Origin of the sequence: Elizabethkingia occulta, assembly GCF_002023715.1 — a bacterium.
Lineage (GTDB): Bacteria > Bacteroidota > Bacteroidia > Flavobacteriales > Weeksellaceae > Elizabethkingia > Elizabethkingia occulta.
This window is the reverse complement of record NZ_MAHX01000021.1, coordinates 299,354-325,277: the sequence shown is the minus strand read 5'-3', so window position 1 is coordinate 325,277 and position 25,924 is coordinate 299,354. Positions and strand designations below refer to the sequence as shown.

Annotated in this window: 30 protein-coding genes and 1 pseudogene; 13 read left to right on the top strand and 18 right to left on the bottom strand. The window is 36.0% G+C overall.

What is annotated here, in order from left to right:
• Positions 1-4: 4 nt before the first annotated feature.
• The 4 genes from ahcY to BAZ10_RS18470 all read left to right on the top strand — a co-directional run bounded on the left by ahcY (position 5) and on the right by BAZ10_RS18470 (position 3,946).
• Entirely contained in the window at positions 5-1,318 is a 1,314-nt protein-coding gene (ahcY, locus tag BAZ10_RS18485; RefSeq protein ID WP_078773307.1) for an adenosylhomocysteinase, read from the top strand.
• Positions 1,319-1,429: 111 nt separating this feature from the next.
• On the top strand, positions 1,430-2,014 hold the full coding sequence (locus BAZ10_RS18480; protein WP_078773306.1) for a TMEM175 family protein: 585 nt from the start codon (positions 1,430-1,432) through the stop codon (positions 2,012-2,014).
• 119 nt (positions 2,015-2,133) lie between these two features.
• On the top strand, positions 2,134-3,405 hold the full coding sequence (locus tag BAZ10_RS18475; protein WP_245803872.1) for a PDZ domain-containing protein: 1,272 nt from the start codon (positions 2,134-2,136) through the stop codon (positions 3,403-3,405).
• A 4-nt stretch (positions 3,406-3,409) separates the two neighbouring features.
• Entirely contained in the window at positions 3,410-3,946 is a 537-nt protein-coding gene (locus BAZ10_RS18470) for a hypothetical protein (RefSeq protein WP_078773304.1), read from the top strand.
• 235 nt (positions 3,947-4,181) lie between these two features.
• Here the strand turns inward: BAZ10_RS18470 and BAZ10_RS18465 are convergent, their stop codons facing one another.
• Positions 4,182-5,213: a L,D-transpeptidase gene (locus BAZ10_RS18465; RefSeq protein ID WP_078773303.1), complete on the bottom strand. Its 1,032-nt coding sequence runs from the start codon at positions 5,211-5,213 to the stop codon at positions 4,182-4,184.
• 215 nt (positions 5,214-5,428) lie between these two features.
• Here BAZ10_RS18465 and BAZ10_RS18460 point away from each other — a divergent pair, with 215 nt between their 5' ends.
• Together BAZ10_RS18460 and BAZ10_RS18455 are read left to right on the top strand one after the other, a co-directional pair.
• Positions 5,429-6,004: a Crp/Fnr family transcriptional regulator gene (locus tag BAZ10_RS18460; RefSeq protein WP_078773302.1), complete on the top strand. Its 576-nt coding sequence runs from the start codon at positions 5,429-5,431 to the stop codon at positions 6,002-6,004.
• Between the two features lie 69 nt (positions 6,005-6,073).
• Complete coding sequence (locus BAZ10_RS18455) at positions 6,074-6,517, top strand: carboxymuconolactone decarboxylase family protein (RefSeq protein ID WP_078773301.1); 444 nt, start codon at positions 6,074-6,076, stop codon at positions 6,515-6,517.
• A 92-nt stretch (positions 6,518-6,609) separates the two neighbouring features.
• Here BAZ10_RS18455 and BAZ10_RS18450 read toward each other — a convergent pair whose 3' ends face one another.
• From BAZ10_RS18450 to BAZ10_RS18430, 5 genes are all read right to left on the bottom strand, one after another.
• Positions 6,610-7,656 (bottom strand): MBL fold metallo-hydrolase, encoded by a 1,047-nt coding sequence (locus BAZ10_RS18450; RefSeq protein WP_078773300.1) that lies wholly within the window; start codon positions 7,654-7,656, stop codon positions 6,610-6,612.
• A 110-nt stretch (positions 7,657-7,766) separates the two neighbouring features.
• Entirely contained in the window at positions 7,767-9,350 is a 1,584-nt protein-coding gene (locus BAZ10_RS18445) for a Na+/H+ antiporter (protein WP_078773299.1), read from the bottom strand.
• Between the two features lie 30 nt (positions 9,351-9,380).
• Complete coding sequence (locus tag BAZ10_RS18440; protein WP_078773298.1) at positions 9,381-10,388, bottom strand: bestrophin family protein; 1,008 nt, start codon at positions 10,386-10,388, stop codon at positions 9,381-9,383.
• 55 nt (positions 10,389-10,443) lie between these two features.
• The gene (locus BAZ10_RS18435; RefSeq protein ID WP_078773297.1) at positions 10,444-11,394 is read right to left on the bottom strand and encodes a hypothetical protein; all 951 of its coding nucleotides are present in this window, start codon (positions 11,392-11,394) and stop codon (positions 10,444-10,446) included.
• 27 nt (positions 11,395-11,421) lie between these two features.
• Positions 11,422-12,084: an NAD-dependent epimerase/dehydratase family protein gene (locus BAZ10_RS18430; protein WP_059323265.1), complete on the bottom strand. Its 663-nt coding sequence runs from the start codon at positions 12,082-12,084 to the stop codon at positions 11,422-11,424.
• 280 nt (positions 12,085-12,364) lie between these two features.
• Here BAZ10_RS18430 and BAZ10_RS18425 point away from each other — a divergent pair, with 280 nt between their 5' ends.
• The 3 genes from BAZ10_RS18425 to BAZ10_RS18415 are packed head-to-tail and all read left to right on the top strand — an operon-like array spanning position 12,365 to position 13,603.
• Positions 12,365-12,796 (top strand): MarR family winged helix-turn-helix transcriptional regulator, encoded by a 432-nt coding sequence (locus BAZ10_RS18425; protein WP_078773296.1) that lies wholly within the window; start codon positions 12,365-12,367, stop codon positions 12,794-12,796.
• A gap of 5 nt (positions 12,797-12,801) precedes the next feature.
• Positions 12,802-13,224 carry an organic hydroperoxide resistance protein gene (locus BAZ10_RS18420; protein ID WP_078773295.1) on the top strand — a complete coding sequence of 141 codons (423 nt, stop codon included), beginning with the start codon at positions 12,802-12,804 and terminating at the stop codon, positions 13,222-13,224.
• A gap of 10 nt (positions 13,225-13,234) precedes the next feature.
• Positions 13,235-13,603 carry a DUF1304 domain-containing protein gene (locus tag BAZ10_RS18415; RefSeq protein WP_078773294.1) on the top strand — a complete coding sequence of 123 codons (369 nt, stop codon included), beginning with the start codon at positions 13,235-13,237 and terminating at the stop codon, positions 13,601-13,603.
• A gap of 155 nt (positions 13,604-13,758) precedes the next feature.
• On the opposite strand, the gene BAZ10_RS18410 is transcribed toward BAZ10_RS18415, so the two are convergent.
• The 3 genes from BAZ10_RS18410 to BAZ10_RS18400 form a co-directional block, all read right to left on the bottom strand.
• A complete protein-coding gene (locus BAZ10_RS18410; RefSeq protein ID WP_078773366.1) occupies positions 13,759-14,268 on the bottom strand; it encodes a GNAT family N-acetyltransferase in 510 nt (169 codons plus the stop codon).
• Entirely contained in the window at positions 14,265-14,774 is a 510-nt protein-coding gene (locus tag BAZ10_RS18405) for a ClbS/DfsB family four-helix bundle protein (RefSeq protein WP_078773293.1), read from the bottom strand. Before BAZ10_RS18405 ends, BAZ10_RS18410 begins: the two co-directional genes overlap by 4 nt.
• A gap of 64 nt (positions 14,775-14,838) precedes the next feature.
• Entirely contained in the window at positions 14,839-15,636 is a 798-nt protein-coding gene (locus BAZ10_RS18400; protein WP_078773292.1) for a DUF6896 domain-containing protein, read from the bottom strand.
• A 148-nt stretch (positions 15,637-15,784) separates the two neighbouring features.
• On the opposite strand from BAZ10_RS18400, the gene BAZ10_RS19130 reads away from it, so the two are divergent.
• Positions 15,785-15,946: a hypothetical protein gene (locus tag BAZ10_RS19130; protein ID WP_165689698.1), complete on the top strand. Its 162-nt coding sequence runs from the start codon at positions 15,785-15,787 to the stop codon at positions 15,944-15,946.
• 1 nt (position 15,947) lies between these two features.
• On the opposite strand, the gene BAZ10_RS18395 is transcribed toward BAZ10_RS19130, so the two are convergent.
• Positions 15,948-16,523 carry a Crp/Fnr family transcriptional regulator gene (locus BAZ10_RS18395; RefSeq protein WP_078773291.1) on the bottom strand — a complete coding sequence of 192 codons (576 nt, stop codon included), beginning with the start codon at positions 16,521-16,523 and terminating at the stop codon, positions 15,948-15,950.
• Between the two features lie 75 nt (positions 16,524-16,598).
• Between BAZ10_RS18395 and BAZ10_RS18390 the strand changes: the two genes are divergently transcribed.
• The gene (locus tag BAZ10_RS18390) at positions 16,599-17,291 is read left to right on the top strand and encodes an HAD family hydrolase (protein WP_078773290.1); all 693 of its coding nucleotides are present in this window, start codon (positions 16,599-16,601) and stop codon (positions 17,289-17,291) included.
• Between the two features lie 166 nt (positions 17,292-17,457).
• Here BAZ10_RS18390 and BAZ10_RS18385 read toward each other — a convergent pair whose 3' ends face one another.
• Positions 17,458-19,020, bottom strand: a complete 1,563-nt coding sequence (locus BAZ10_RS18385; protein ID WP_245803871.1) for a hypothetical protein — start codon at positions 19,018-19,020, stop codon at positions 17,458-17,460.
• Positions 19,021-19,187: 167 nt separating this feature from the next.
• Between BAZ10_RS18385 and BAZ10_RS18380 the strand changes: the two genes are divergently transcribed.
• Both BAZ10_RS18380 and BAZ10_RS18375 read left to right on the top strand, forming a co-directional pair.
• On the top strand, positions 19,188-19,766 hold the full coding sequence (locus BAZ10_RS18380; protein WP_245803870.1) for a Crp/Fnr family transcriptional regulator: 579 nt from the start codon (positions 19,188-19,190) through the stop codon (positions 19,764-19,766).
• A 65-nt stretch (positions 19,767-19,831) separates the two neighbouring features.
• On the top strand, positions 19,832-20,842 hold the full coding sequence (locus BAZ10_RS18375) for an NAD-dependent epimerase/dehydratase family protein (RefSeq protein ID WP_078773287.1): 1,011 nt from the start codon (positions 19,832-19,834) through the stop codon (positions 20,840-20,842).
• Positions 20,843-20,897: 55 nt separating this feature from the next.
• Here the strand turns inward: BAZ10_RS18375 and BAZ10_RS18370 are convergent, their stop codons facing one another.
• The 7 genes and pseudogenes from BAZ10_RS18370 to BAZ10_RS18340 all read right to left on the bottom strand — a co-directional run bounded on the left by BAZ10_RS18370 (position 20,898) and on the right by BAZ10_RS18340 (position 25,762).
• A complete protein-coding gene (locus BAZ10_RS18370) occupies positions 20,898-21,683 on the bottom strand; it encodes an alpha/beta fold hydrolase (RefSeq protein WP_078773286.1) in 786 nt (261 codons plus the stop codon).
• 129 nt (positions 21,684-21,812) lie between these two features.
• Positions 21,813-22,547, bottom strand: coding sequence for a YggS family pyridoxal phosphate-dependent enzyme (locus BAZ10_RS18365; RefSeq protein WP_078773285.1), 735 nt, complete (start codon positions 22,545-22,547; stop codon positions 21,813-21,815).
• Between the two features lie 63 nt (positions 22,548-22,610).
• On the bottom strand, positions 22,611-23,057 hold the full coding sequence (locus BAZ10_RS18360; protein ID WP_059323254.1) for a GNAT family N-acetyltransferase: 447 nt from the start codon (positions 23,055-23,057) through the stop codon (positions 22,611-22,613).
• 112 nt (positions 23,058-23,169) lie between these two features.
• Entirely contained in the window at positions 23,170-23,736 is a 567-nt protein-coding gene (locus tag BAZ10_RS18355; protein ID WP_078773284.1) for a DUF4256 domain-containing protein, read from the bottom strand.
• Positions 23,737-24,060: 324 nt separating this feature from the next.
• Positions 24,061-24,540, bottom strand: a complete 480-nt coding sequence (locus tag BAZ10_RS18350; RefSeq protein ID WP_059323252.1) for a MarR family winged helix-turn-helix transcriptional regulator — start codon at positions 24,538-24,540, stop codon at positions 24,061-24,063.
• A gap of 3 nt (positions 24,541-24,543) precedes the next feature.
• The gene (locus BAZ10_RS18345; protein ID WP_078773283.1) at positions 24,544-25,032 is read right to left on the bottom strand and encodes a GNAT family N-acetyltransferase; all 489 of its coding nucleotides are present in this window, start codon (positions 25,030-25,032) and stop codon (positions 24,544-24,546) included.
• Positions 25,033-25,175: 143 nt separating this feature from the next.
• Positions 25,176-25,762 (bottom strand): annotated as a pseudogene (locus BAZ10_RS18340) (LOG family protein).
• Positions 25,763-25,924: the final 162 nt, after the last annotated feature.

The following is a 25,924-nucleotide window of genomic DNA, read 5'->3' as shown; positions in this document are numbered from 1 at the left end:
ATTAATGGAAACTAAAACACAATACGTTCCTTACAAAGTTAAGGATATTTCTCTGGCTGAATGGGGAAGAAAAGAGATAGAACTAGCTGAGGCAGAGATGCCTGGACTTATGGCTATCCGTGAAGAATACGGTCCGCAACAACCGTTGAAAGGAGCTCGTATCGCAGGATGTCTTCACATGACGATCCAGACAGCTGTTCTTATCGAAACTTTAGTTGCTCTTGGAGCTGACGTTACATGGTCTTCTTGTAACATCTTCTCTACTCAGGATCATGCTGCTGCTGCTATTGCTGCTGCCGGAATTCCTGTATATGCATGGAAAGGTATGAACGAGGAGGAATTTGACTGGTGTATCGAACAAACTCTTTTCTTTGGAGAAGACAGACAGCCACTAAATATGATCCTTGATGATGGTGGTGATCTTACCAATATGGTTTTCGACAAATACCCTGAATTAACAAAAGATATCAAAGGGCTTTCTGAAGAAACAACTACAGGAGTTCACAGATTATACGAGAGAATGCAGAATGGTACATTAGTTATGCCTGCAATCAATGTAAACGATTCAGTTACCAAGTCTAAATTCGACAACAAATACGGATGTCGTGAGTCTGCAGTAGATGCTATCAGAAGAGCTACAGACGTTATGCTTGCTGGTAAGCGTGTTGTAGTTTGCGGATACGGAGACGTAGGTAAAGGTACTGCAGCTTCTTTCAGAGGTGCTGGTTCTATTGTTACAGTAACCGAAATCGATCCAATCTGTGCATTACAGGCTGCTATGGAAGGTTACGAAGTAAAACAACTGGATACAGTAGTAGACAATGCAGATATTATTATTACAACTACAGGTAACTTCGGTATTGTAAGAGGTGAGCATTTCGAAAAAATGAAAGATAAAACTATTGTATGTAACATCGGTCACTTCGATAACGAAATCGATATGGCATGGTTAAACGACAATCACGGTGCATCTAAAATAGAAATCAAACCTCAGGTTGACAAATACAACGTTAATGGTAAAGATATCATTATCCTTGCAGAAGGTCGTTTGGTAAACCTTGGTTGTGCTACAGGTCACCCTTCATTTGTAATGTCTAACTCTTTCTCTAACCAGACATTAGCTCAGATTGAACTTTGGGTACATTCTGATAAATATGAAAACAAAGTATATACTTTACCTAAACACTTAGATGAAAAGGTAGCTGCCCTTCACCTTAAAAAATTAGGTGTAGAGCTTGAAACTCTTTCTCAGGAGCAGGCAAAATATATTGGGGTAACTGTAGATGGTCCATTCAAACCAGACTATTACAGATACTAAGATATAGTATACTAAAAACTTATAAAAAACTCTCGGAATATTCCGGGAGTTTTTTACTTTTATTGTTCTGTTTCAAAAAAAATAACAATATATAAAACTATAATCGGAATTATGAAAACATCGCGTTTAGAGGCATTTAGTGACGGCGTTATTGCCATTATCATCACGATTATGGTACTGGAGTTAAAAGTTCCGGATGCCACAAGCTGGTCTGCGTTATCCAGTTTATTGCCTAAATTCATTTGTTATATCCTCAGCTTTATCTATGTCGGCATCTACTGGAACAATCACCATCATATGCTGCATTACTGTAGCAGTGTTAATGGCAGAATTATGTGGAGTAATCTGTTTTTCTTATTCTGGCTTTCTCTGATGCCTTTCGCAACAGCCTGGATGGGAGAACACCATTTTGATAAGAATACAACCATTACCTATGGTATTCTTCTTATTCTTGTTGCCATTGGTTATACAATACTTTCTTATCAGATACTGAATCAGGAAGGAAAAGAGTCAGCCTATGCCAAAGCCATTGGCAGCAGCTATAAAGAAAAAGCATCCATAATACTATATATTTTAGGAATTGCCAGTTCATTTTATCAGCCATATCTTGCACTTTTCTTTTATTATGCTGTCGCCATTATATGGATAATACCTGACCGCAGATTAGAGAAAAATGCAAATCATAAAGATTTGTAAAGTAACAGAAAAATGTTTTGCACAAGCAAAGCATTTTTTTATTAACTTCACATAACATGAAACGCTTTGTTATTATATTACTAATTACTATAATAACTTTTTTCAAAGGCCAAAATAAAATGGAATTAGAAAAAGGAACAAAAGCTATTATACCGTTTCAGTTAATCAATAGTCTTATATTTATTCCTGTACAGCTTAATGGTGTCAGCCTAACCTTTCTTCTTGACTCAGGTGTCGCCAATACTATTATATTCAGCACTCAGGATAAAGATCTTAGCCTTAATGATGTTTCCAAGATGAAATTTACAGGTCTCGGAGGATCCGGAGAAATAGAAGGTATTCTTTCCCAGAAAAACGTTCTTAGCTTCGGAAAAGATCTTATAGACAAAGAACATACAATATATCTGATCCTGAATGAAGAATTCAATTTTTCTTCACATATCGGTATTCCGGTTAATGGTATTATCGGATATGAATTTTTTAGAGACTACCCTGTTAGAATTGATTATGTCAAAAAGAAAATCACTGTATATTCCGATCAAAAAGAATTTGAAAGAGCTGTAAGAAAAACTTCTCCATTCCCTGTTACTCTGGAAGGAGATAAACCTTATATTATAGCCGATATCCAGATGACTACAATCCCTAAACCTTCAAAACTTCTCATTGATCTGGGAAATGGTGATCCAATCTGGATATTTCCAAGCCTTATTAAAAATTTTGTTTATAACAGACCCAATATTGATGACTATCTGGGCAGAGGTTTTAATGGTGATATTTTTGGAAAAAGAAGCCGAATCAGAAAGTTTTCTATAGGTGAATTTAGTTTTGAAAAGCCTTTGACCGCAATGCCTGATGAGTTTTCTATTCAGCATCTGAAACTGGTTACAGACAGAAAAGGTTCTATAGGTGGCGAAATACTAAGAAGATTCACCGTATTTTTTGACTATCCTAATTCTAAAATATACCTGAAGAAAAACAGAAATTTCAATGATCCGTTCCATTTTAATATGAGTGGTCTGGATCTTCGCCACGATGGTATGATATGGGACAAAGATTTAGTTTCTATACCGACTACCAAGAGCAAAGATTCTCCCAGAGAAGGAACAGAAGTTAATCTGGGTGATAGTTTTCAGTATAAATTTGTTCTTAAACCATCTTATTCTATTGCCGGGTGCAGAGAAGATTCTCCTGCCTATAAGGCCGGATTAAGAAAAAATGATAAATTAGTAACGGTAAATGGTAAACCAGCTGGTAGTTATACGCTGGAACAGCTCAACGAGTTATTTAAATCTGAAGAATTTAAAGTTATCAAAATCACTGTTACCCGAAACAGTGAAACCTTTAATTTCAGCTTTATACTGGAAGATCCAATACCATACCAGGAAAATTAAAACTATGGAAGAAGCAACACTCAATAGTATACGAAACAGACCGCGGTTCAAATTCAGTACAAAGCTCTCCCCTGTTGAATATGAGCAGCATTTACTGGAAATGATACGGGCAAATCCTCTTATTCATGGAAAAATAAACAGGGAAGTTGCCAGTATATGGGTAAATAATAATATCGATAACTACTGGAAGCCTTACCTTTCAATAAGAATAGAGAAGAGCAGCGAGCAGGAAGACCATACTGAAATAAGAGGTATATTTGGTCCCAGCTCTGCTGTGTGGACATTCTTTATGTTTCTTTATTTTCTTTTCGGAATATTCTTCATGGTATTTATTTCATTATATTACGTTGAGATACAGATCAAGACTGAAAACTACCCATGGGCTATCCATGCCAGTATAGCCTGTATTGTACTTATCCTGCTAACCTGGATGGCTTCTCAGTTCGGCCAAAAGCTGGCAAAAAAAGAGATGGAAATTTTGAGAAAATTTGCAGAAGAAACCTCAGACAGTATAGAAGTTAAGAAGGGAGAACCTTTATAAAGTTAGAAGTTAGAAGTACGAAATATGAAAATGAATTGTGTAGAGTTATCTATTGACTTAACCACAAAAGGAAGCCCCAAAAGATTTCTTACTATGCTTTCTCTTTAATCTAATTTACAATATTATTTTATAAAAATATACCTTATAGGTTTCGAAAACCTATAAGGTGTGGTAGGCTCTAAAAGTATCAGCAGATTTAACCATAAAAAAGCCGGAGTAAATTCCGGCTTTTCAATTACATTGTTTCTTTAGGCTTTGCAGTATCCTGCTGTTGTTTTGCCTGTTCTTTTTCTTTTTTAATTTCCTCAAGAACTTTCACCCGATTATCCTGCTGTTTTTTTATTTCCGCAAGAAAAGGAGTTACAATCTCTGTTAATTGTTCTTCAGAAATATCATTAGCTTTAGGATCATCCATTAGCTTTTTCCATGGTCTTCTTTTGCCCCAAGGATAATCACCATAGACAATAACCGGATTTCCTTTTGCACGTACTGTTGCTCCGCCTTTATTCAGCACCCATTGCTCTCCCCAATCATACATCCATTTCGCATCTTCTTCTAAAAGTCTCAGACAGGAGTGCGATGCCGGATAACCGGGCATTGAATACTGATGCCAGCCTATACCTTCATGATTGGCTATATTAAAATTCCATTTCAGCTTCCATTCATCACTTACGGTACTAATGATTTCTTTTCCTTTCCAGTTTGTAAAATGCAATCCTCTGGTCGTCTGGTGTGCTTTAGATCCCATACTTGTAGGCCCCCACTTTACCAGCTTTCCATTTTCATATAAGGCATAAGCCTGAATAGGATAAGAGAAAAAGGCAATTTTCGGTATTGAAGACATTGCTTCAACATACTCAGGGAATGGTGAATAAGCCAGAAAATTAGATTCAAGTTTATTCGGTACGATAAGCGTATCCGCCTGTCCCATATTTTTTCTATCCAGGCGGTTCAGTGCCAGAATATTGTGAAGGTCTTCCCCTTTATAAGTATTCAGAAAGACTTTCTTCAGCGAATCATTTCCTTTTATAGGCCATGCACTATAGTCAGAATTGCTTTTAATACTAACCGTTGGTCTTTCAGGTTTTACAATTGAGTCTTTTTTCGGCACCTCCACAGAATCTTTTTCCTGTTTAGGATCTTCTACTATGGTAGATGTAGCATCGTTGTGATCGGGTGTAGATGTAACTGTTTCGTTTTGCTTTTTACATTGCAATACGATAGCACTTATCATCACTAAACCAGCAAGTTTAAAACTTTTTTTCATGAACTGACAGTTGTTAAAGTTTTGTTAAAACAATAATGATACCAATATATAAAAATTATAAAAAAATAAAAATATTAATTCCCTTAAAAGGGATAAAAAAAATATAATCCAATTTCTTAACTGGCAAAAATCATTCAATATTCAACTTTAAATATCTTTGCTTTTTAGTATCTTAGTTCCATTAATATGAATTTTCATTTATAATCTCCCTGGAAATGTTTCAGATCTTCAGAGCCCACGTAGACAAATTTATTGAAATAAACGATGAGGAGTTTGAAAAAGTAAGCTCTTTTTTCCGGATTAAAAAATTCCGAAAAAAGGAAAATCTGATTACTTCTGGAGAAATATGTAGGTATCATTTTTATGTTCTTAAAGGTTGTCTCAGGAAATTTTACTTTACTTCTAAAGGCACTGAACAAACAACAGAATTTGCTATTGAAGCCTGGTGGCTTACCGACAATATGGCTTATGAGCATCAGCTAAGGACAGATTTCAGTATTCAGGCGGTTGAAAATTCGGAGGTTTTGGTGATTGAATACCAGGATCAGGAACGCTTGTTGAAGGAACATCCAATAATGGAACGCTACTTCAGATATGTTTATCAGCGTTCATATGCTGCAGCTCAAATGCGGGTAAGGTATATCTACACATTTTCTAAAGAGGAAATGTACCTCCATTTTTTGGAACAGCAACCTCAGTTTGTACAACGGATACCCCAATATCTGGTTGCTTCTTTTCTGGGGCTTACACCTGAATACTTAAGTGAAATAAGGGCTAAAAAGATTTCTTAAACCAGCTTAAGTTTTTTCAGATGCAGATTTTTCAACTTTGTAACATCAATAACTAAATACTTGGAAACAATGGAAAAACGCATCAATATTGCTCAGACTGAGCCACAATTGTACAAAGCAATGTACGGTCTGGAAGCGGCTACTGCACAAACGGAATTATCAAAAACTTTAAAAGAGTTAATAAAAATCCGCGCATCACAAATCAATAATTGCGCCTATTGCCTGGATATGCATACTAAAGATGCTATCAAAAATGGTGAAACACAACAACGAATATTTGTACTAAGCGCTTGGAGAGAGGCTACCTATTTGTATACCGAAGAAGAACAGGCGGTATTGGCTATGACTGAAGAAGTAACACTAATAAGCAACAACGGAGTATCCGAAGAAACTTATCAAAAAGCATTAAAACATTTTACTAAAAATCAGGTTGCACAGATTATTATGGCGATTATTACCATCAATGCATGGAACAGAATAGCTGTTAGTACTCATTTACATATTGGCGAATAAGCTTCGGTAAAATACAGCCTAATGAATCAAAGAAAAGACAAAGGCACAAGTTTAATATTTGTGCCTTCGTTTTTATATTATAAAGATCTCAATTACATAATTTCCCGCCACCATTTCTTCCATTTTTTGTCGAGCTCATTCAGATTCAGCTTCTCTCCTATTTTGGGGGTTGCTACGGGAACTCCTTCTGCCTCCGCATATTCTGTAACCTTCTCCAGTGGTTCATACCAAGGATGTTGGGCAAGTTTGAATTTGGAATTGTGTACCGGAATAAAGCTTTTTGCTTTAAGTTCTTTTATCTCTGTCATCATCTCATCCATCAAAGTATGAATATATGGCCATTTATCTCCATATTGTCCACATTCCAGTATTGCAAAATCAAAAGGCCCGAATTTGTTTCCTATATCTTTAAAATGTGGTCCATAACCACTGTCTCCACCTAAAAACAATTTCATTGTAGGCGTCTGTAATACAAAAGAAGTCCACAGAGAGATATTACGCTTTGTAAGCCTTCCGGAAAAGTGTCTGGCCGGAGTCAACGTAACATTAAAACCATTGCCAAGATCTATGCTGTCGTACCAGTTTTTTTCAATAATCCTATCTCTATCCCAGCCCCAATATTCAAAATGTTGTGCTACGCCAAGACCACAAATTACCTTTTTTACCTTTGGTTTTAGTGCCTGTACCGTTTTGTAATCCAGATGATCCCAATGATCGTGCGAAATAAATAATACATCTATTTCGGGCATATCTTCGGGCTGATAATGATTGGATCCTTCAAATGCAGTTACAGAAGCCGGTATTGGAGATGCATTTCCACTAAATACAGGATCTGTAAGAAATGTCATACCATCCAGTTGGATTAAATAAGAACTGTGCCCGAACCACACCATCACATTTTCTTCCGGATTAAGGTTCTTCAGATCGGTACTCACATACGGAATAGCCTTCTTTGGTTTTGTATCCGGAAATTTTGTTTTTAGAAAATTCCATAAAACTTTACCCATTTTCTCACCTTCAGCCAATGCCGGAGTCGGAACCAGATTATGAAACTGTCCGTTTTTATAATTGGATAATGTTTCGAAAAATAATTTTCTCTCGTTATCGGGGAACTGCCCCAGTTGCTTTATTAAACTCATTTTACAATTTACAGCCACTTATAACGCAGCCTTTGAAATTTATATTTTATATCTTAACGTGACTGTAAACAGCCTTTATAATAGTAAGACGATTAAGCTGACAAAATACTTTAACCAATTCTCAATCTTTCTTCTTCCAGATCCAGTTTTACCAGATAGTGTCTTATATATTCCTCATCCATACGCGGATTGTTCCTATTTTCCTCTCTTAGCCAAACCCTTTGCTCTTCCAGAGCATTCAGATACATTTCTTTGGTTTCATCGGAGAATTTACGGATAGATTCTTCTTTGTCCTCTTTTTCCCACTGATCTATCATTTTGCGGAAATACTCATTATCGCTTTTCCGATGGCTGTAATTTTCATTGAGATAAGTAAAAGCTGCATGTCGCATTCCCTTTCTCAAAACATCTTCTGCCTCCACTTTCGACAAATAGTCTCCCGAATCCGGTGAGAGCTTTAGCTTACATATCAATGCAGGTAAAGTAAGCCCCTGTACAATCAATGTAATCAGTATTACAATAAAAGTAATGAAGAGTATCAGATTCCGATGTGGGAAGAGTTCTCCGTTATCCATATGCACCGGAATAGATAAAGCTGCTGCCAGCGAAACCACTCCTCGCATTCCTGTCCAACCGAATAACAAAGGTGCTTTCGTTCCCGGATTACGGTCTGCTACATTGATAAAATTACGGGCAATAAGAGTTACAATAACTGCACCAAAGGCTGCAATAAAACGTACAACAATAAGGGTAAGAGTAACTATCACTCCATAGCCAACCGCTTCACTAAGTCCTACTCCTTCATTCTGTAATCCTTCCTGAATCTCTGGCAGATCCAGACCAATAATAAGGAAAACAATACCGTTAATCAGAAATGCAAAGCTCTCCCAGACATTTGATCCCCTGAGCCGCGATTCGGAAGTACGGAAAAACTCATGTCTTCTTACAGAAAGGAATAATCCACCACTTACAACTGCCAGTACACCCGAAGCATGAATCTCTTCAGCTGCAATATACATGATGTAAGGCGTTACCAGACTTAGTATAGTATCCATATTAACATCTGAAGGAAATAACTTATGAACCTTCAGAAAAATAAAAGCGAGCAATACGCCTACTGCCACTCCGCCAACAACCATCCATCCAAAGCTGGTGGCAGCATCCTGCCAGATAAATTGTCCTGTAGCAACAGCTACCATGGCGAAACGGAAAATAATAAGCGAAGAAGCATCGTTGAACAAGCTTTCACCTTCCAGTACTGTAGACAGATTTTTAGGAACCTTTACAAACTTCAGAATAGCTCCGGCACTCACAGCATCAGGAGGAGAAACAATTCCGCCCAGGACAAAACCTAAAGCCAATGAGAATCCGGGAATATAGGCATTCGCGATAACAGCAACAGACAGCGCCGTTAGAAATACAACGATAAAAGCAAAGCTGGTAATAATACGCCGTAGTTTCCATATTTCTTTCCATGAGGTTGCAAAAGCGGCTTCATACAAAAGTGGTGGCAGAAAGATAATAAAGATAAGTTCGGGATCTATTTTTATTTGGGGAATTCCGGGAATAAAACTTATGAGCAGCCCGGCTACCACCAATAGTATGGGATAGGCAATTTTTAATTTATTTGCCAGCATAATCGCCAGCAGGATTACCAATACCAATCCCAGGTAAAAGACAAAATTTTCAATCATCGATTTATAAAGTTTTTAAGTGATTTGTTTTTAAAGTACAATATTGTTTTTAGGTGTAATTGGTTGTGGAAGATCGCTTTCATCCAGCATATCGCGCATATCAATTTCTATTGTACGGCTAATCTGGGTAATCGGAACATCATTGGCACTTCCTTCAAAGGGATTTACTGAACTCTCTCCCACTGTATCCAGTGTATGAAATGCCCATGTTATAATCGCTGAAAAAGGAATATTGAACCATACCGTATAACCTTGCATAAAGGTACCTTCGCCCAGTTTATCCATTTCTTTTACCAAACCGAAAGGTGCCAGTATTACAAAAATAAAAAGCAGGTACGTTGCAATGGAAGCAAAATTTCGGGGATACGGAAAATTCTTTATACGCTCCGCTTTTCCCTGATCGTCTGTAAATTTTATAATAGACTGCTGTAATAGTGTCCATTCGAAATCATTAATCTCTCCTGTTTTTTTCAACCGGATCAATTCTTCGGATTGTAGAGCTGTAAGCTGAGTTGCTTTATTTTTCTTAGAAAGAATATATTGTAGTTCTTCTCCGGGCAAATAAGACTTCAATTCCTCTTCCAAAGTAGAGTTGAGTTCCGGAATTTCGTATCTGCTTTCCCGGTAAACAAAATTACTTCTCTGGCTCATATTTTCCCAGGAACGTGGTTCTCGCAGCTGAAATCTCAATGCTGTAAGCCATGCAAAATGCCGGTAGAAAATCTTTTTTACAACTAGAGATTCTTTCCCACCTAGCGTATCCCGAACTGAGTAAGCGAAGCTTCGGCTATCATTAATAATTGCGCCATAAATCTGTCGGGCTTCCCAAATCCTGTTGTAACTGGCATTATTTTTAAATCCGACAATAAAGGCTACGGCTGTTCCCAGGATGGCTACAGGCTGCCAGGGCAATCCTATAAATTTCCATCCTATGACATATAAAATAGTCGGGACTGTAGCAATAATCAGCATTAAGAAGGTATCTCTTTTCGTCCATTTTGCGAATTCAAAAGGGGTGTAACGTTTTCCGGTGTGCATCGTGTGTTTTTGTTAGTGTTTTTATTCTGTTTCTATTAATTGTTTCTCATCATATTTAATCTGAAAATACAGGTGACAACTCTTCCTGATACTTTTGAGGAAGAATTATTTTTTTGTTCTCCATATCTACTCTAAACTTGTATAACTTTGTTCGATCTCTATTTCGAATATCTAACCATTGATCATTGAATTTCACATCCCAAATACCATAATCACCATTTATTACAAAGCTTTTACTAGGATTTTTCCGGTTCCAAATCTTTGTTTTTCCACCTGTAGTTTTTCCCTTCCACCAAAACTCTCCGGCGAAAACATTACTGACACTTGGAGGTCGCAATACCTGTTTGTAATCCTTTTCCATTATATCGTTAAGATCTCCCAATCCGGCAGCATTTCCTTTGTAGCTTTTAATCAGTTTCAGGTGATCATTATATACATTTACCATTCCTTCACCGTAAAATATATGCAGTTGCTTTACCTCTGCAGTTCCGGTCTTTGTATAAAAATCTGTAAAATATCCGGATGCTTTCACATCTTTTATCAAAGGTTTTGTTATATCTGAGCTCTTATAAATATCCAGTTTATGATCGTGAACACCGACAAAATATTTTCGCCCTTCTTTAAAAAACTGATTGTCAACACTCGAATATTTACGGGATAAAATTATTTTCTCTTTAAATCGGTCAGCAATAAGGTAACTATTATTGGCATCCTGAAAATGTTCATATTTCTTATCATTCAAATAAACATTCTGCCATTTTACTTTGTCCAATACTGTTTTCTCTCCGGTTTCTCTGGAATAAAAACTTACCTGATTCCCATTTTGGAGCGCCAGATAATCTGTAACCAATAAGTTGATATCACTGTAATCAGGCGCCACATATTCTTTTTGATTCTGTATCTCTACGATACCATATTTATTATTAACGCCAAAAGCTTCATAGCGTTCCTGTGCTCCGACTAAAATGGTAAACAAACTTATACTCCATAAATATATTTTCCTCATACTTATTTGGTAAACTATATTATAAAATTATCCAATTGAGAGTTTCTTGATATCACCCACTTCCAAGACATGTTTTGGATAGCCACGCAATGCAGCATTAATCATGGCTTTTCCTACCTCTTCCAGCGTGAGGAAATAAGTGGAGCTAATAGCCCTTAGAACCGGATAAATAGCATTGATGAATTTAAAGAAGCTTTTTATATTTTTAGCGCCTTTCGTAGGTTTCATAAAACCGGGACGAAAATTGTAAACAGCTTTGAACGGAAGTTTCATCAAGTCATTTTCAGTCTTACCTTTTACACGTGCCCACATTTGTTTTCCTTTCTCGGTGCTATCTGTGCTGGCACCGGAAACATAGCAAAAGGTCATCTGAGGGTTAACTTCTGCCATAGTTTTAGCAAATCCCAATGTCAGATCATAAGTAACTTTAGTATATTGTTCTTCATTCATTCCTATAGAAGAAACACCAAGACAAAAAAAACAGGCATCATATCCTCCAACCTGACTAGTCAATGCTGAGATATTACTAAAATCACTGTGTAATATTTCTTCAACCTTTGGATGTGTATAACCACTAGGCTTACGGTTAATTAAAAGGATTTTTTCTACATTCGGATTACTGATACTCTCCTGTAACACTCCCTCTCCTACCATTCCTGTTGCTCCGGTTATAATGACCTTTAGTTTCATATTGTATTTTTGTTGTGAATCAAATTTAATTATTCTCATTTAATTTTTCACCTCTACATTTTTATTACTTTATGTTTTATCGATATAAAGCAAAAGTAAAATAACCGCAACATCAATCATTTAAACAAATTACGGTAATTATAAACCTGACCACGGTAAACAAACTCACTGTTAGTAATATTTTACAAGGTATATACAGAATATCAATCAGGAGAATAATATTAAACAATCAAAATTAAATTGTGCACAATTTAATTTTAGTAAATTTGAATAAGAAGAAATAAAAAATATGCAACAACTAAAACTAGACAACCAACTATGTTTTCCAGTATATGCGCTCTCAAAGGAAATCATAAACTGGTATCGTCCACTTTTGGACAAATTGGATGTAACCTATCCACAGTATCTGGTTCTCATGGTTCTTTGGGAGCACCAAGAACAATCGGTTTCTCAACTAGGAGAAAAACTATATTTGGACAGCGGTACGCTTACTCCATTGCTAAAGCGTCTGGAGCTAAAAAAGATAGTTATACGGGAAAGAAGCAAAGAGGATGAACGGATTGTAAAGATAAGACTGACCTCTGAAGGTGAGAAACTGCAAAAGAAAGCTGCCAGCATTCCGAAACAATTTTTGAAAAACATGAAAATTCCAAGAGAAGAACTTATACAATTAAAAAAAATAACTGAAAAAATATTAACAACTTTAAATTAATAAATATGAAAACATTGTACACCATAGGTGCTACAGCCACCGGTGGAAGAAACGGACATGTAAAAAGCGACAACGGAATTTTGGATCTGGAGGTTCGTTATCCAAAAGCATTAGGCGGTGCTAATGATGACTATGCAAACCCTGAAATGTTATTTGCAGCTGGTTATGCAGCATGTTTTGACAGCGCTTTGAATTTAGTAATTAAATCTGCTAAAATTAAAACCGGTGAAACAACAGTAACAGCAAAAGTAGGTATCGGGCAAATTGAAAATGGTGGATTTGGTCTGGAGGCAGAGCTTCATGCGAATATACCGGGAGTTACAATAGAAGAAGCACAGGACTTGATTGAGAAAGCACATCAGGTATGTCCATATTCTAATGCAACCAGGGGAAATATCGAAGTAAAGCTTACAGTATCTAACAATTAATACCAAAGAAATGCAGATCATCGCTATTATCCTTACTGGTATTGTAGCCATAGAACATTTGTATATTTTGTGGATGGAAATGTTTGCATGGGAAACAGCTGGTAAAAAAGCTTTTGGGCGTGCTTTACCTCATGATTTGTTCAAATCTACCAAAGGTTTAGCTGCTAATCAGGGCTTGTACAATGGCTTTCTTGCAGCTGGCCTAATCTGGTCATTTTTTATAGAAAATCCGGAATGGAGTAATAACGTACGTTTATTCTTTCTGGGTTGTGTAGCTGTTGCCGGAATCTTCGGTGCAGTTACAGCCAGTAAAAAGATCTTTTTTGTACAGGCTGTTCCGGCATTACTGGCTCTTGTATTTGTACTGCTTTCGAGATAAATTGTTCATTATACTATATTTAGCCTTGTCAAAGTTTGAAACTCTGACAAGGCTTTTCTTATGACATTTTCAATTATGAATTAACTCTTTGTGCTGTTTGCTAAGTTCCCTAAATAACAAAATGATAAAATAATCCTGTATCAATAATTTCAGTACTAAGGAGTCCTACTTTCTATTGTATAGATTACACCTCTATGACCATCAAAATCAAATTCTTCTAAATACTGCAAGCCTATTTTCTCTAGTACATTTACCGAAGCTTTATTCTCCAGCATTGCTCTCCCAACTATCCTGTTAAGGTTTAGTTTTTCGAAGCCATAATCAATACATGCACGGGCACTTTCAGTCGCAAAACCTTTGTTCCAGTAATGTTCAAAAAAGCGGAATCCAATATCTGTTTCGTTGGTGCTACTGCTATATTTTAATCCACACCACCCCAAAAATTCATTATTATCTTTACTTATTACTGCCCAACGCCCATATCCGTTGAGTCTATAATCCTGATAATTTTCCAAAAATTCTTTGGCTTCATCGATATTCTGAAAAGCTTTATCTCCTGTATATTTTATAACACTCGGATTTAAATTCAAATTGTAGAAATCTTTTGCATCATCAGGAGCAAGTTCTCTAAGCAAAAGTCTTTCAGTTTCTGTTATTGGTTTCATAAGCTCTTTTCTTTCTTCCATTTCCTGATTCTTCCTCTGGCATTGGTATAAGGTGATGCCGTATTAAATTGAATCATCCTTCCTAATGTCCACTTCTCATACCAACCTGCACCATAAAGCTCATCATTTGTTTTACTTTCAATAAGCTCCGTAATTTTCTTAACTGTATTGTCAAGTTTTTGGATCAACGTATTGAAGTCATCGTCATAATAATCTTCATAGAACTTCTGTGCTAGCTTACCTAACTCATTCCACTTATAACCTGTCTCAGGAAAATCTACAGGCTTATTTTCTGTTTTATATTTATTCCATTTTAGCACCAATTCGCCCCATCCTATAAGATATGCCAACAGATTATTAATGCTCATATATGCGCCTTTTGCGTGGCCATCTAACTCTTTTACTGTTACTTCCTCAACAGAGATAGTCTCCAGCTCACTTTTTAATTTGCTGTAGTTTTTTTCTATAGCTTTTAATAGTTCTTCTTTATTTGTAGGGATAGGCATTATATTAGGCTCTGTTTTAATAAAAATTTGGAAATAAAATTAATCTTTTCATCATCAAAATGTATTAGTTTAATCTTTGTAGCAAAAATTTAAAAAACTTGAATTTTATTTTTTTATTAGTTTCATTTCGAAGATTGCAAATTGTTCCTGTTTCTATTTTATTTTCTCTATTCTTAATGACTGTACCCGAATGGTGATCAAAGTCTGAATTCATTTTTTCAAACTTTCCAAGGTCAGTCATAATTTGATTTATTCTCGCTCCGTCATGATAATCTTCATAAATCCCAATGGGTAGAGGATAATACTTAGAAGATGATTTTATATATTGAGTGAAAAAATAAGGGTCTAGATCACCAAACTCTAATCCAAAAACAATAGAAACTTCAATATACTGCTTTGTTTCTCTATTAGTAAAGCAACAATGAAATCCATGAAAATAAAAATCCCATTCTCCTAATCTGCCTTTTTGCTTATACTTTTGCCAATATCTAAGAAAAGCAAAATATGGAATTTCATTATGAATATCTACTTTTAAATGACTAGCTAAATCAAAAATTAATTGTGTTGCCAATTCTCTATAATCATAAGCACACTTTTCAAAAAAATCCTGGTTTGATATAATTTCTTCCCTTGTAATGAGCTTCCTTATTATTATTTCCGGGCTTATTGTGTGTATACCGATTATATGATTAGGAAAAAATTCTTTAAATCTTTCACCAATTTCATTTCGCTTATGTTCATTTTTTTCAGAAAACTTCAACACTATCTTTTTATTTCTAGGTAGATTAAAAAAATATTCATCTGATGGTATATCATCAAATATTTTTATTTCTATGATTTCTGTTATTGATTCTAATGACATTTTCTTTGACAATTAAATTTCTTTTGGTGTAGTTTCATTAAAATCAAAGATATTATAATCTTTATAAAATAAAAATCAGCTTTATTTACAGCCAAAATTCAAAACAATTAATAAAATAGGTTTATGAAACACAGAAAATCCAGAAAAAGTGGACGAGCTAAGAAAAGAAATTGGTTTGGATTCATTAAACGACGATCTGCAGGAAGATGGGCTTTCCTGGAATCTTGAAGATTATAAAAAAGATTTGCCTAGAATAGAAAAGCTGTATAAAGAAAGGATTGAAAAACTTTCAAAAAATAAAAGCTTGTAGTCTATTTTTTATGATCCTCCAGTTGTTTTAATGTTCTGTTTAGACTGCGTATACTAACCCCAAGATAGGCAGCCATATCTTCTTTGCTCATTGGTGCTCCCAATTGATCTTGCAGCGTAAGCAAACGGGACAAGCTGTGCTCTGTTGTATATAACTGCTGATAAGATGCTCTGCTAGATGTATTGACAATACGTTTTGAAAAGACTTCTAGTAACAGATTATTGAATCCAAGATCTCTGGTGAGTAAGCTTCTGAAATATGGAACTGAAAGTGCATAAACAGTAACTTCTGTCATTGCCTCGATATTACACAAACACGGAATATTCTGCAACAGCTCTATCTCTCCAATAATTTCTCCTTTCCCAAGGAACTCCAGAATAAAATCTTTGTCGTTTTCTTCCTTTACAAAACATTTGGTAATCCCTTCTTTTATAAGCATCACTTTGGTAATACTACTCCCCTGTTCCAGTAGTTTACTTCCTTTTTTAAATGTTTTTACAATGATGTCTTCTTTACGCTGTTGTTCTTCGTAAAGTTGTGCCATGTAAGCTAAAAATGACTGATGGGTACGTAACATATTTTTGTCAGGACAAATGTCCTTTTCTGTATGGATTTTGTTTCCGATTTTTGAATCTGAAAATTACGAATTAAAATGAAAAATAAGATAAAAACCATTGCCTTTGATGCTGATGATACACTTTGGATAAACGAACCTTACTTTCAGGAGGCTGAGAAACAGTTTTGTGATCTGCTTCAGGATTATTTACCACACCATTCTGTCTCGCAGGAATTATTCAAAACAGAAATGAAAAATCTTCATTTATATGGCTATGGGGTAAAGGGCTTCATGTTGTGCATGATTGAAACCATTGGCAGAATATCCGGAAATACCGCACCCATTAGCTTTGTAAATAAAACCATTGAACTGGGACAGGAACTTTTACAAAAGCCTATTGAACTATTGGATGGTGTCCAGCATACTTTGGAAAGCCTTAGTGGTACATACAAACTAGTGGTTGCTACAAAAGGAGACCTTCTGGATCAGGAACGTAAACTTAAAAACTCTGGCTTACAAGATTATTTCCACCATATAGAAATTATGAGTGATAAGCAGATTAATGATTATACAAAACTACTGAGGCATCTGGACTGCAAGCCGGATAGCTTTCTGATGCTGGGAAATTCTATAAAATCGGATATATTACCCGTATTAGATTTGGGTGGGTATGCAGCACATATTCCGTATCATATTACATGGGCACACGAACAACACGAGTCTACCCTTCAACATGAAAACTTTATGGAGCTGCAAAGAATTGATCAGGTATTGGAATATTTGGATTAGCATTTAAAGAGCACAGGCTTTTTCCCAACCGTACTGCAATATAAACCATTAAGAAATTAAGATTATTAAGATCTCTATTGTATAATTATCTTAATACCTAAGTGATAAAATTTTGTGCCTTAATACTAAAAAGCCCTGTAGAAGATTCTGACAGGGCTATATTTTTTTAAGATTCTTCTGATTCTTCATCGTTTACAAGACTTAATTCTCCGCGAAGGTAAGCTTCATTCAGACTGTCAATATTTCTTTCCAATCTGTTCCAGTAGCGGATAGCGTTCTTATATTTATTAACAGCAGTAGCAGATACTTCGTAAAGTTTAGACTCATAATCGTTGTCATCCTGACTAAACAATACCGGAGCTAATCTACCATCTACAGTTTCTACAAGATCGAAATGCCAGAAATTAAAAATATCTTCATCGCCATTTTCCTGGCGGATAATGCTTATACGGCTGCCATAATCTTCCTGAGAATTCTCTTGTCGGAATTGTAAATGCAATGAGCCTAAATCAAGGGATGCATCGTCTGTATAGTATAGCTTACTTTTTTCCTGTACCAATGGCAGATTGAGTATTCGTTCTAACTTTTCACGAGTAACTGTTTTTCTGAACAAATTCTTGAGATGAACCATTTCCGAATATTGCCACAAAAATACATTCCATTGGGTATTCATAAAATCCTGAAACTCCTGTGGTGCATTCTTATCCAGAACTAACCACTTATCTTCCGGAAAAATCTTATAGGCCTGCTCTACGCGGTATTCTTTTTTCCCGGTTAGTTTACCCAACATATTCTGATGTTCTGTAAAATAAGCCATACAGGCAAACTTCTCTTCGTACTGGAAATATACAGCTGTTGTTTCGGGACTCCCTATAACAGTGTAAATTCTGCGAAATACAGGACCATCCCAATATTCCAGAGCAAAACTCTCTCCTTCCACAGGAGCCCTTCCAACAAGAATATCACTATCCAGAAAGCGTTTTATATTGTGCTCACTAACGATATTGTCTTCAAAGAAAAATGAAAAGTCTTCTTCTGGTCTTTTGTAAGGTTTTACATTGTCCTTCAATACAGAAAGGTCTTGCTCCATAGCTTTCATTAAGCCTGAAACAAAAATCCAATCTTTCCATGAATAAATTTCCTCTTCTGTCAGTTCTTCTGCAGACAGTAAATATTCAGGACGCAGTAACTGGCGAATATGCTCGTCGTCTTCATAATCGTCTTCTACATCATCCCATAGTAAATGTTCTATAAAAATATTCGCATGCTCTTCAAAACGCTTATAGTCTACACCATAATCAGTATTGATGAAAACCTTTGCCTGTATAGAACCTCTTACCTGTAATTCACCATGATTGTAATCGCCCCAGAAAAGCTCATTTACAGCAAGGTCACCCGCTACAAATAATTCCTGGCCTCCCACTACTATATTATTTGCCGTAAGATTTCCCATAACAACAAGTCCGGTGGAACCATCGGTTTCGTTATTGTAAATATTACCAGCCTTCACATTTCCTTCTACGAAGATAAAATAACATAAATCTTCTGGCTCTTCTCCTTCGAAAAAATAGGAATAAGAATTATCCAGATCCAGTGGCTTTTCTAATACCAGATCTCCTTCATGGTGTAGTACCCATGCTTCCTCGGCATCATAATACCTTTCGTTTATATAATTGGTATCTTCGGGCAGAAGATGTCTTATATCCTGATATTTTACTAGCTTCATCATTATTTAAATTATAAACTATAATTGATATATATATAGAATCCCGAAACTACGAAATTATTTTAGCATATAATAGTCTGAACACTTCTATTATTCAGGAATAAAGATATAGTTTGTCTTTTAAATTGTATTTTTGTCTGAGTCAATTCTTAATTCTTCTATACCTTTGTATGATGCACGAAAAGCTTATTCAGCTTATTACAGAACGGGTAATACTTTCTGATGAAGAAAGAGAATGGTGTGCATCTTATTTCGAACCTGTTGTCTATAGCAAAAATACGAGTATAGAAGCGGAAGGAAAGATTCCTCAGTATCTCTATTTTATTGTTTCCGGTTATGTGAGGCTTTTTCATCAGAATGAAAAAGGTGAAGAAATGACAACACATATTAATTGTCCACCGGGCTTTATCACGTCTTATTTCAATTATATTAATCAAACGCCGTCAGATGAAAATCTGGAGTGTATAACAGATTGTCAACTGCTAAGAATTACCAAAACCAATCTCGACAAACTGATTGATAAAAGTTCCGCTTTTAAAGATTTTAGTATTTCAGTATTCCAACAATCAATCTCCTACAACGAGAACCGTTCCAAAGAACTCGCTACACTTACTGCAGAGCAGCGTTATCTGAAATTAATTAAAGAATATCCAAATATTCTTCAGAATGTTCCTCTTCAATATATCGCCTCATTTCTGGGCATGAATCCTAAAAGCTTAAGCCGAATCCGCAAGCAAGTGATTAGGTAACATTTGTGAAGTGATTTTGAATCTGCAGTGCTGAACTTTGCAGCATCAATTAAAATCAGCTACACATGAATAATCATAATCTGGCACTTGTTTCTGGTGCCAACGGACATCTGGGAAACAATCTGGTACGCTTATTATTAAAAAAAGGTATTCCGGTACGGGCTACAGTTAGAAATATTAAAAATAAAGAACCTTTTAGGGGGTTGAACTGCGAAGTTGTTCAGGCCGATATTACAGATAAAGCTTCTTTTGTGAAAGCCTTACAGGGCGTTGAAACCTTCTATGCTGTTGGTGCCTCTTTCAAATTATGGGCGAAAAACCCTGAAAAAGAAATCTATGATGTGAATATAGAGGGAACTCGTAATACTATAGAAGCAGCTGCAGAAGCTGGCGTAAAGCGGATTATATATGTAAGTTCTATTGCAGCGCTGGATTATACAAAGCTCCCGACCAAAGAGAGCAATGGTTATAATCCCGACAGACGGGATATGTATTACAATTCTAAAAATGATGGTGAGAGACTGGCTTTGAAGTTGGCCAATGAATTGGGAATAGAATTAGTATCGGTAATGCCCGGAGCTATGATTGGAAGTGAAGCTTTTTTTCCGTTAAATGTTTCTTATGGTATTCTAAAACTGATACTGAACAAGGAGATTCCCATGGATACAAGGATTACATTAAACTGGGTTGATGTAAAGGATGTGGCGGAAGGTTGTTTTCAGGCTGCAGAAAAAGGCCGTAACGGGGAGCGTTATATTTTGGCTAATGAACAATGCATGACCATTACCGATACAACAGTTCTGGCAGGCAAACTATATCCGGAACTTCAGCTAAAGAAGCCTGCTGCTGTACCGAAATTTATCTTGTATACTCTTGCAGGGATTATGCAATTCTCTGCAAAACTTAAAGGAAAACCACCTGTTCTTACCATTAAAGATATTACAATGTTCTCTGGTTTACAGCAAAATTTTGATATTTCTAAAGCGAGAAATGAGCTTGGTTTTAATCCTAAGAAACCGGAACAGATTCTGAAAGAATCCTTTGCTTACCTAATGGAGCATAAAGAACTTTTATAAACATAATCAGCATATATACGGATCAGCCTGCCAGGCTGATCTGTTCCTATTCAAACTAATCTGCCAGTACATTATCAATAAATGATTTCGCAGCTTTTAATGTAAATTCAGATGCTTCTTTATGGGGGGTATGTCCTGTCTCTGGTATTATATATTTTTCAGAGCGACCGCTTACCTGGTTAATAGTCTTATCGACCTGATCCATTGTCCCATATTCATCATTTTCTCCCTGAATAAATAGCAATGGACAAGTAATATTTGATAAAAAATGTTCAATATTCCAGTTTCTGTAATCAGCTCTTGTCCAGGTTTCCGTCCATGCCCGGAATAGTGTTTCGGTCTTATCACCATGATATTTCTCCAGACGCTGTAGCAAATTGGTATTTTTATAAGCTTCCATTACTTCATAAATTCCTTTCAGAGTCACATCTTCCACAAATATGTGACCTGCTTCACAGATTACGGCTTTGATATTTTCAGGATATTTAGCAGCAGTAAGCAATGCTATGGTTCCTCCGTCGCTATGCCCAAATAAAATAGCATCAGTAATATTGGATTTTACTAATACTTCATGCAAAACATCTGCTTCCACCTCCATATAATTTGTTGCTCTTTCATATGTTGGCATTGGATCCGATTTTCCATATCCCAAACGGTCGTATATCAGCACATTACACTGTACAGCAGTAGCCAACTGATGCGGAAAATCCCGCCATAATTGTGTACTTCCTAGACTATCGTGCAAAAAAATTAAAACCGGACGATCCTTATATTCATTGACAAATTCAGTATACAAATTTTTACCATTAATAAGTGTAAAAGCTTCTGCATCGTGTATCATAAATTCCTTTATCTGGGACTGCAAAGATAGCTATAATGCAGCTTATTTCTAATTCCAAGAGTTTGGAATATGTATAAAAGGTCCACCAATTTATAAAGCTTTGATAAGCTCAGCCTGACAAATTCTATACTATGCATTATCTTCATTCCAGTAATAACTATCAGGATAAGTACGCTGTCCAAATATTGCTGTTCCTACTCTTACTATAGTTGCCCCTTCTTCTATCGCTGTTTCCAGATCTCCACTCATCCCCATAGAAAGTTCTTTCATTTCTACCCGCGGGATATTATGAGATATAATCTGTTGTTGTAAATCCTTTAGCAAACGGAAGCATGTTCTCACTTTTTCTGTTTCTGCGCTAAAAAGACCTATGGTCATCAATCCTTTTATTTTCAGAGAGCTTAATTCTGAAACCTGTTTAACCAGCTCTATTGCCTTGTTGGGATGTACACCAAATTTGCTTTCTTCATCGGATGTATTCACCTGAATCAATACATCTATTGTCCGGTTTTCAGACGCTAAACGCTGATGCAGTTTTTCTGCCAGATCTATGCGGTCAAGTGACTGAATACAGCTTACATTATACTTTAGAATATCTTTTACTTTATTGGTTTGCAGGTGACCAATAAAATGGTTAGTATGAGGTATTTCTTTTAAAGCTTCATATTTTTCTTTTAGCTCCTGAACTTTATTTTCGGCAATAAGTGTACAGCCGGCTTCCAATGCAAGCTTAATACGGTCAGTGGGAACTGTTTTGGTGGCCAGCAGCAATCGAACTTCATCCGGATTCCTGCTGCTACGGATACAAGCAGCTTCGATCCACTGAAGAATGTTTTGTAAGTTATGACTAATCTTATCCTGCATTTTAATTGACTTATTAAGGTTTAAACAAAATATGGCGGACTATAAGAATCCGCCATTTATATTTTACTTCCACCAATGGTAGTAATTGTGTAGTCCATCATACTCGAAGCCACAACGTGGATATAGCGTATTTCCTATATCATTTGTTTTCTCGGTTTCCAGCATCAGTCCGCAAGCTCCGGTTTCTTCACACCATTGTTTGCTTCGGTCTATCAATGCAACCGAAAGTCCTTTCCCTCTGTAATCAGGGTGGACAAACAAATCGCTTAGTAACCATTGTTTTTGTAGTTTTGTATAATGAAAAAGCTTATAAAGCTGAACAAATCCAACAGCCTTACCATCTGCTATTGCTAAAAAGATATCCGATTCACTATTCAGGAATCTTTCTTTCAGAAAAGCTTTTCCCTTCTCTACATCAGATTCCTGTCTGTAGAAAACACGGTAAAGATTAAACAGTTCGGCTGTTTCATTTAAGTCCTCAAGACTTGCTTTTGTAATTTTGTAATCCATAGTTAAATATTTTATTCTGATGCAAAAGTATCAGTTAACAGGACTACCAAACTGGTCCAGAATTAATATAATATCTGATCCAGCAAATTCATCAATTATTTACCACGGAACATTATACCTTTAATACCCCTCGAAATCCTCGGGCAGCATAATAGGAATCGGCACCGTTATGGTAAAGGAATACTGTATTGTAGCGGCGATCACAGAAAACGGCTCCGCCAAGTTCACGGATACTGGCAGGTGTTTTTATCCAGCTTGAAGTTTTCAGATCGAATTTCCCCAGTTCCTGCAAGGATCTGTATTCTTCTTCAGTTAATAACTCAATACCCATTTCATTCGCAATATCTATAGCTGTATTCTCTGGTTTGTGTTGTTTCCTGGCTTCCCAAGCTTCGCGGTCATAACAAAGGCTTCTGCGGCCTTTAGGACTTTCTGCTGAGCAATCGTAAAAGATATATTCACCTGTTTTAGCATTATAAGCTACCACATCTGGCTCTCCTTCTGTTCTTTCCATCTCGTTTAGCGACCAGAGTTTAGCAGGATTAGCTTCCAATTTTTCCTGAACTTTATTCCAATCCAGCCCTTTATGGCGTGAAGTATTTTTTTCGAAGCGGGTTTTAAGGCTTTTTAATAATGCTTCTTTTTGATCTGCTGATAATGCATTTTTACGGGTGCTCATATAAGTTTTAATTTTGTGATTAACTGATAATTATACAAATGTAATTATTTGGAAGCCTTATCGCTACAAAAGTTATGTTAGTATCCAATTGTTTCTACCATTTAGGTAACAAGGGCATTTAACTATCCTTTCGGAGTCTTGGCAACACTATATTCTATACTAACTGCTTTTGATATAAAAAACCCCGCCATAGCTTTATGCTTTGACAGGGCTCTAAAAAAAAACTGATTTTTTCAATGTAAAATACTGTTATAAATACCTTACACTATGTATTTTAATCGAACTTACTGGTGACTTTCAATTTAAAGCCAGATATAGTACTGTTTATTTCGAATTTTTTAGTTGTAATGCCCTCTGATAAAAAGACTGACTGGCAATTTTCTCTTCGGCCTGATCTATAGCTTTCAGCAGATTGTTTTCGTTGTCTGCAATATCACCCAGAATTTTTGACATCAGTTCCCATACCGGCTGCATTTTCTCAATAAGTTCTTTACCTTTAGAAGTAAGCATAAATAATCTTTTGCGTTCATCCTGCTTATCTTTCTCCCATTGTATCAACTCTTTCTTTTCCAGTTCTTTTAACAGGTTTATTGTAGAGGGATGGGTATAACCTATCTCATTTGCAATCTCCACAACACCTGCTACCTCTTTCTTGTAGATGGTAAAAATAACAGGAAACCATTTGAGTTCGAAGTCAATTCCGAAAGTTTGATAAATAAGGGCACCATCCTTTCTCAATTGTTCACTGAGGCGATGGAGCCTGGTGGATATCGCCAGGATTCCTGCTTCATTAATTACATTCATACTTTAATTAATTTTTAAATGGTAAAAAACATCATCGGCGCTCATTAACGGAAACTTTGCCGGAAGGCTCTCTTTTTCGGTTTTCGCAAAATGATTTCTTTCATAAAAGCGCTGTGCAGCTTTTAGCACCGATACGGTTCCCAAATATATATCATCAATCTGATTTTCTTTACAGTATGAGATTAAAGTCTCTAACAATATCTGAGCGATGCTATACTCTCTACCTCTGAATTCTTGTTTAACAAACATCTTGCGAACTGCCCCTGCTTTTTCATCAAATTTCACGATAGCAATAGAACCAACCAGTTCCCCATCAATAAAAGCACCCCAAAAATTTCCTCCGGAAGCCTGATAAAAACTTTCAATTTTAATCAAGTCCGGTTGATCCTGTATAGTTACTGGAATATTAAATTCCTTCTGCTGAATTGTCAGAATGAGTTCTACAAGCTGCTCTGAATAGGAATCTCCTATGGATTGAATATCTAATTTCATTGTATTTTATTTTTAAAGTACAAAACTACGTAGTTGAATACATATTTACAAATGAAAATTGATTTTTAACATAATTATACTCCATAACAGGAGATAGAAATTCGGATTTAGTCTTGGATAAGCTGGCTAAAGTCTGTTGTAATCTAGATTTCTTCTTTCTGAATCCATTTACTAACTTCAGGCGCTTTGTAATTTTTCATCATGTCCAGTAACTCATCTATCGAATCACTTGTGAGCAGCATTTCCTTATTAATATCTTTCAGAAAGCCTTTACTTACCATTGTCTGAACAAATGCAAGCAATTCATTATAAAACCCATTGATATTAAGAATTCCTATTGGTTTCTGATGTAATCCCAGCTGTGCCCAGGTAAGCATTTCAAAAAGTTCTTCAAGTGTTCCGAAGCCACCCGGAAGTGTAATTACGCCGTCTGAAAGTTCATTCATTTTAGCTTTACGCTCATGCATGGTATCAACTAAAATAAGCTCTGTAAGGCTTTCATGGGCAATTTCCTTTCCTTTCAGAAAATGTGGCAATACTCCTCACCATTATTCTCGATAACACCATTGGCAACAGTTCCCATGAGACCAACATTAGCACCCCCATATACCAATCCGATATTTTGCTTCGCCAATGTTTCACCTAATTCATAAGCCTGTTTTTCATATACAGCCTCTGTTCCGAAACTCGATCCGCAAAATACTGTTATTCTTTTTATTTCTCTATCCATTTGTTGTTTACTGATTTATTATAAAGCTCTTCCCTATTTATATAGAACATTAACTTTACTTTTCTGTTTTTATTCCAGATTAATACTATAATCTTTACTGCAATTTACAAAAAAACCGGGAAAAGGTTTCCCGGCCAGAGCTGTATTAAGCGATTTTAATAT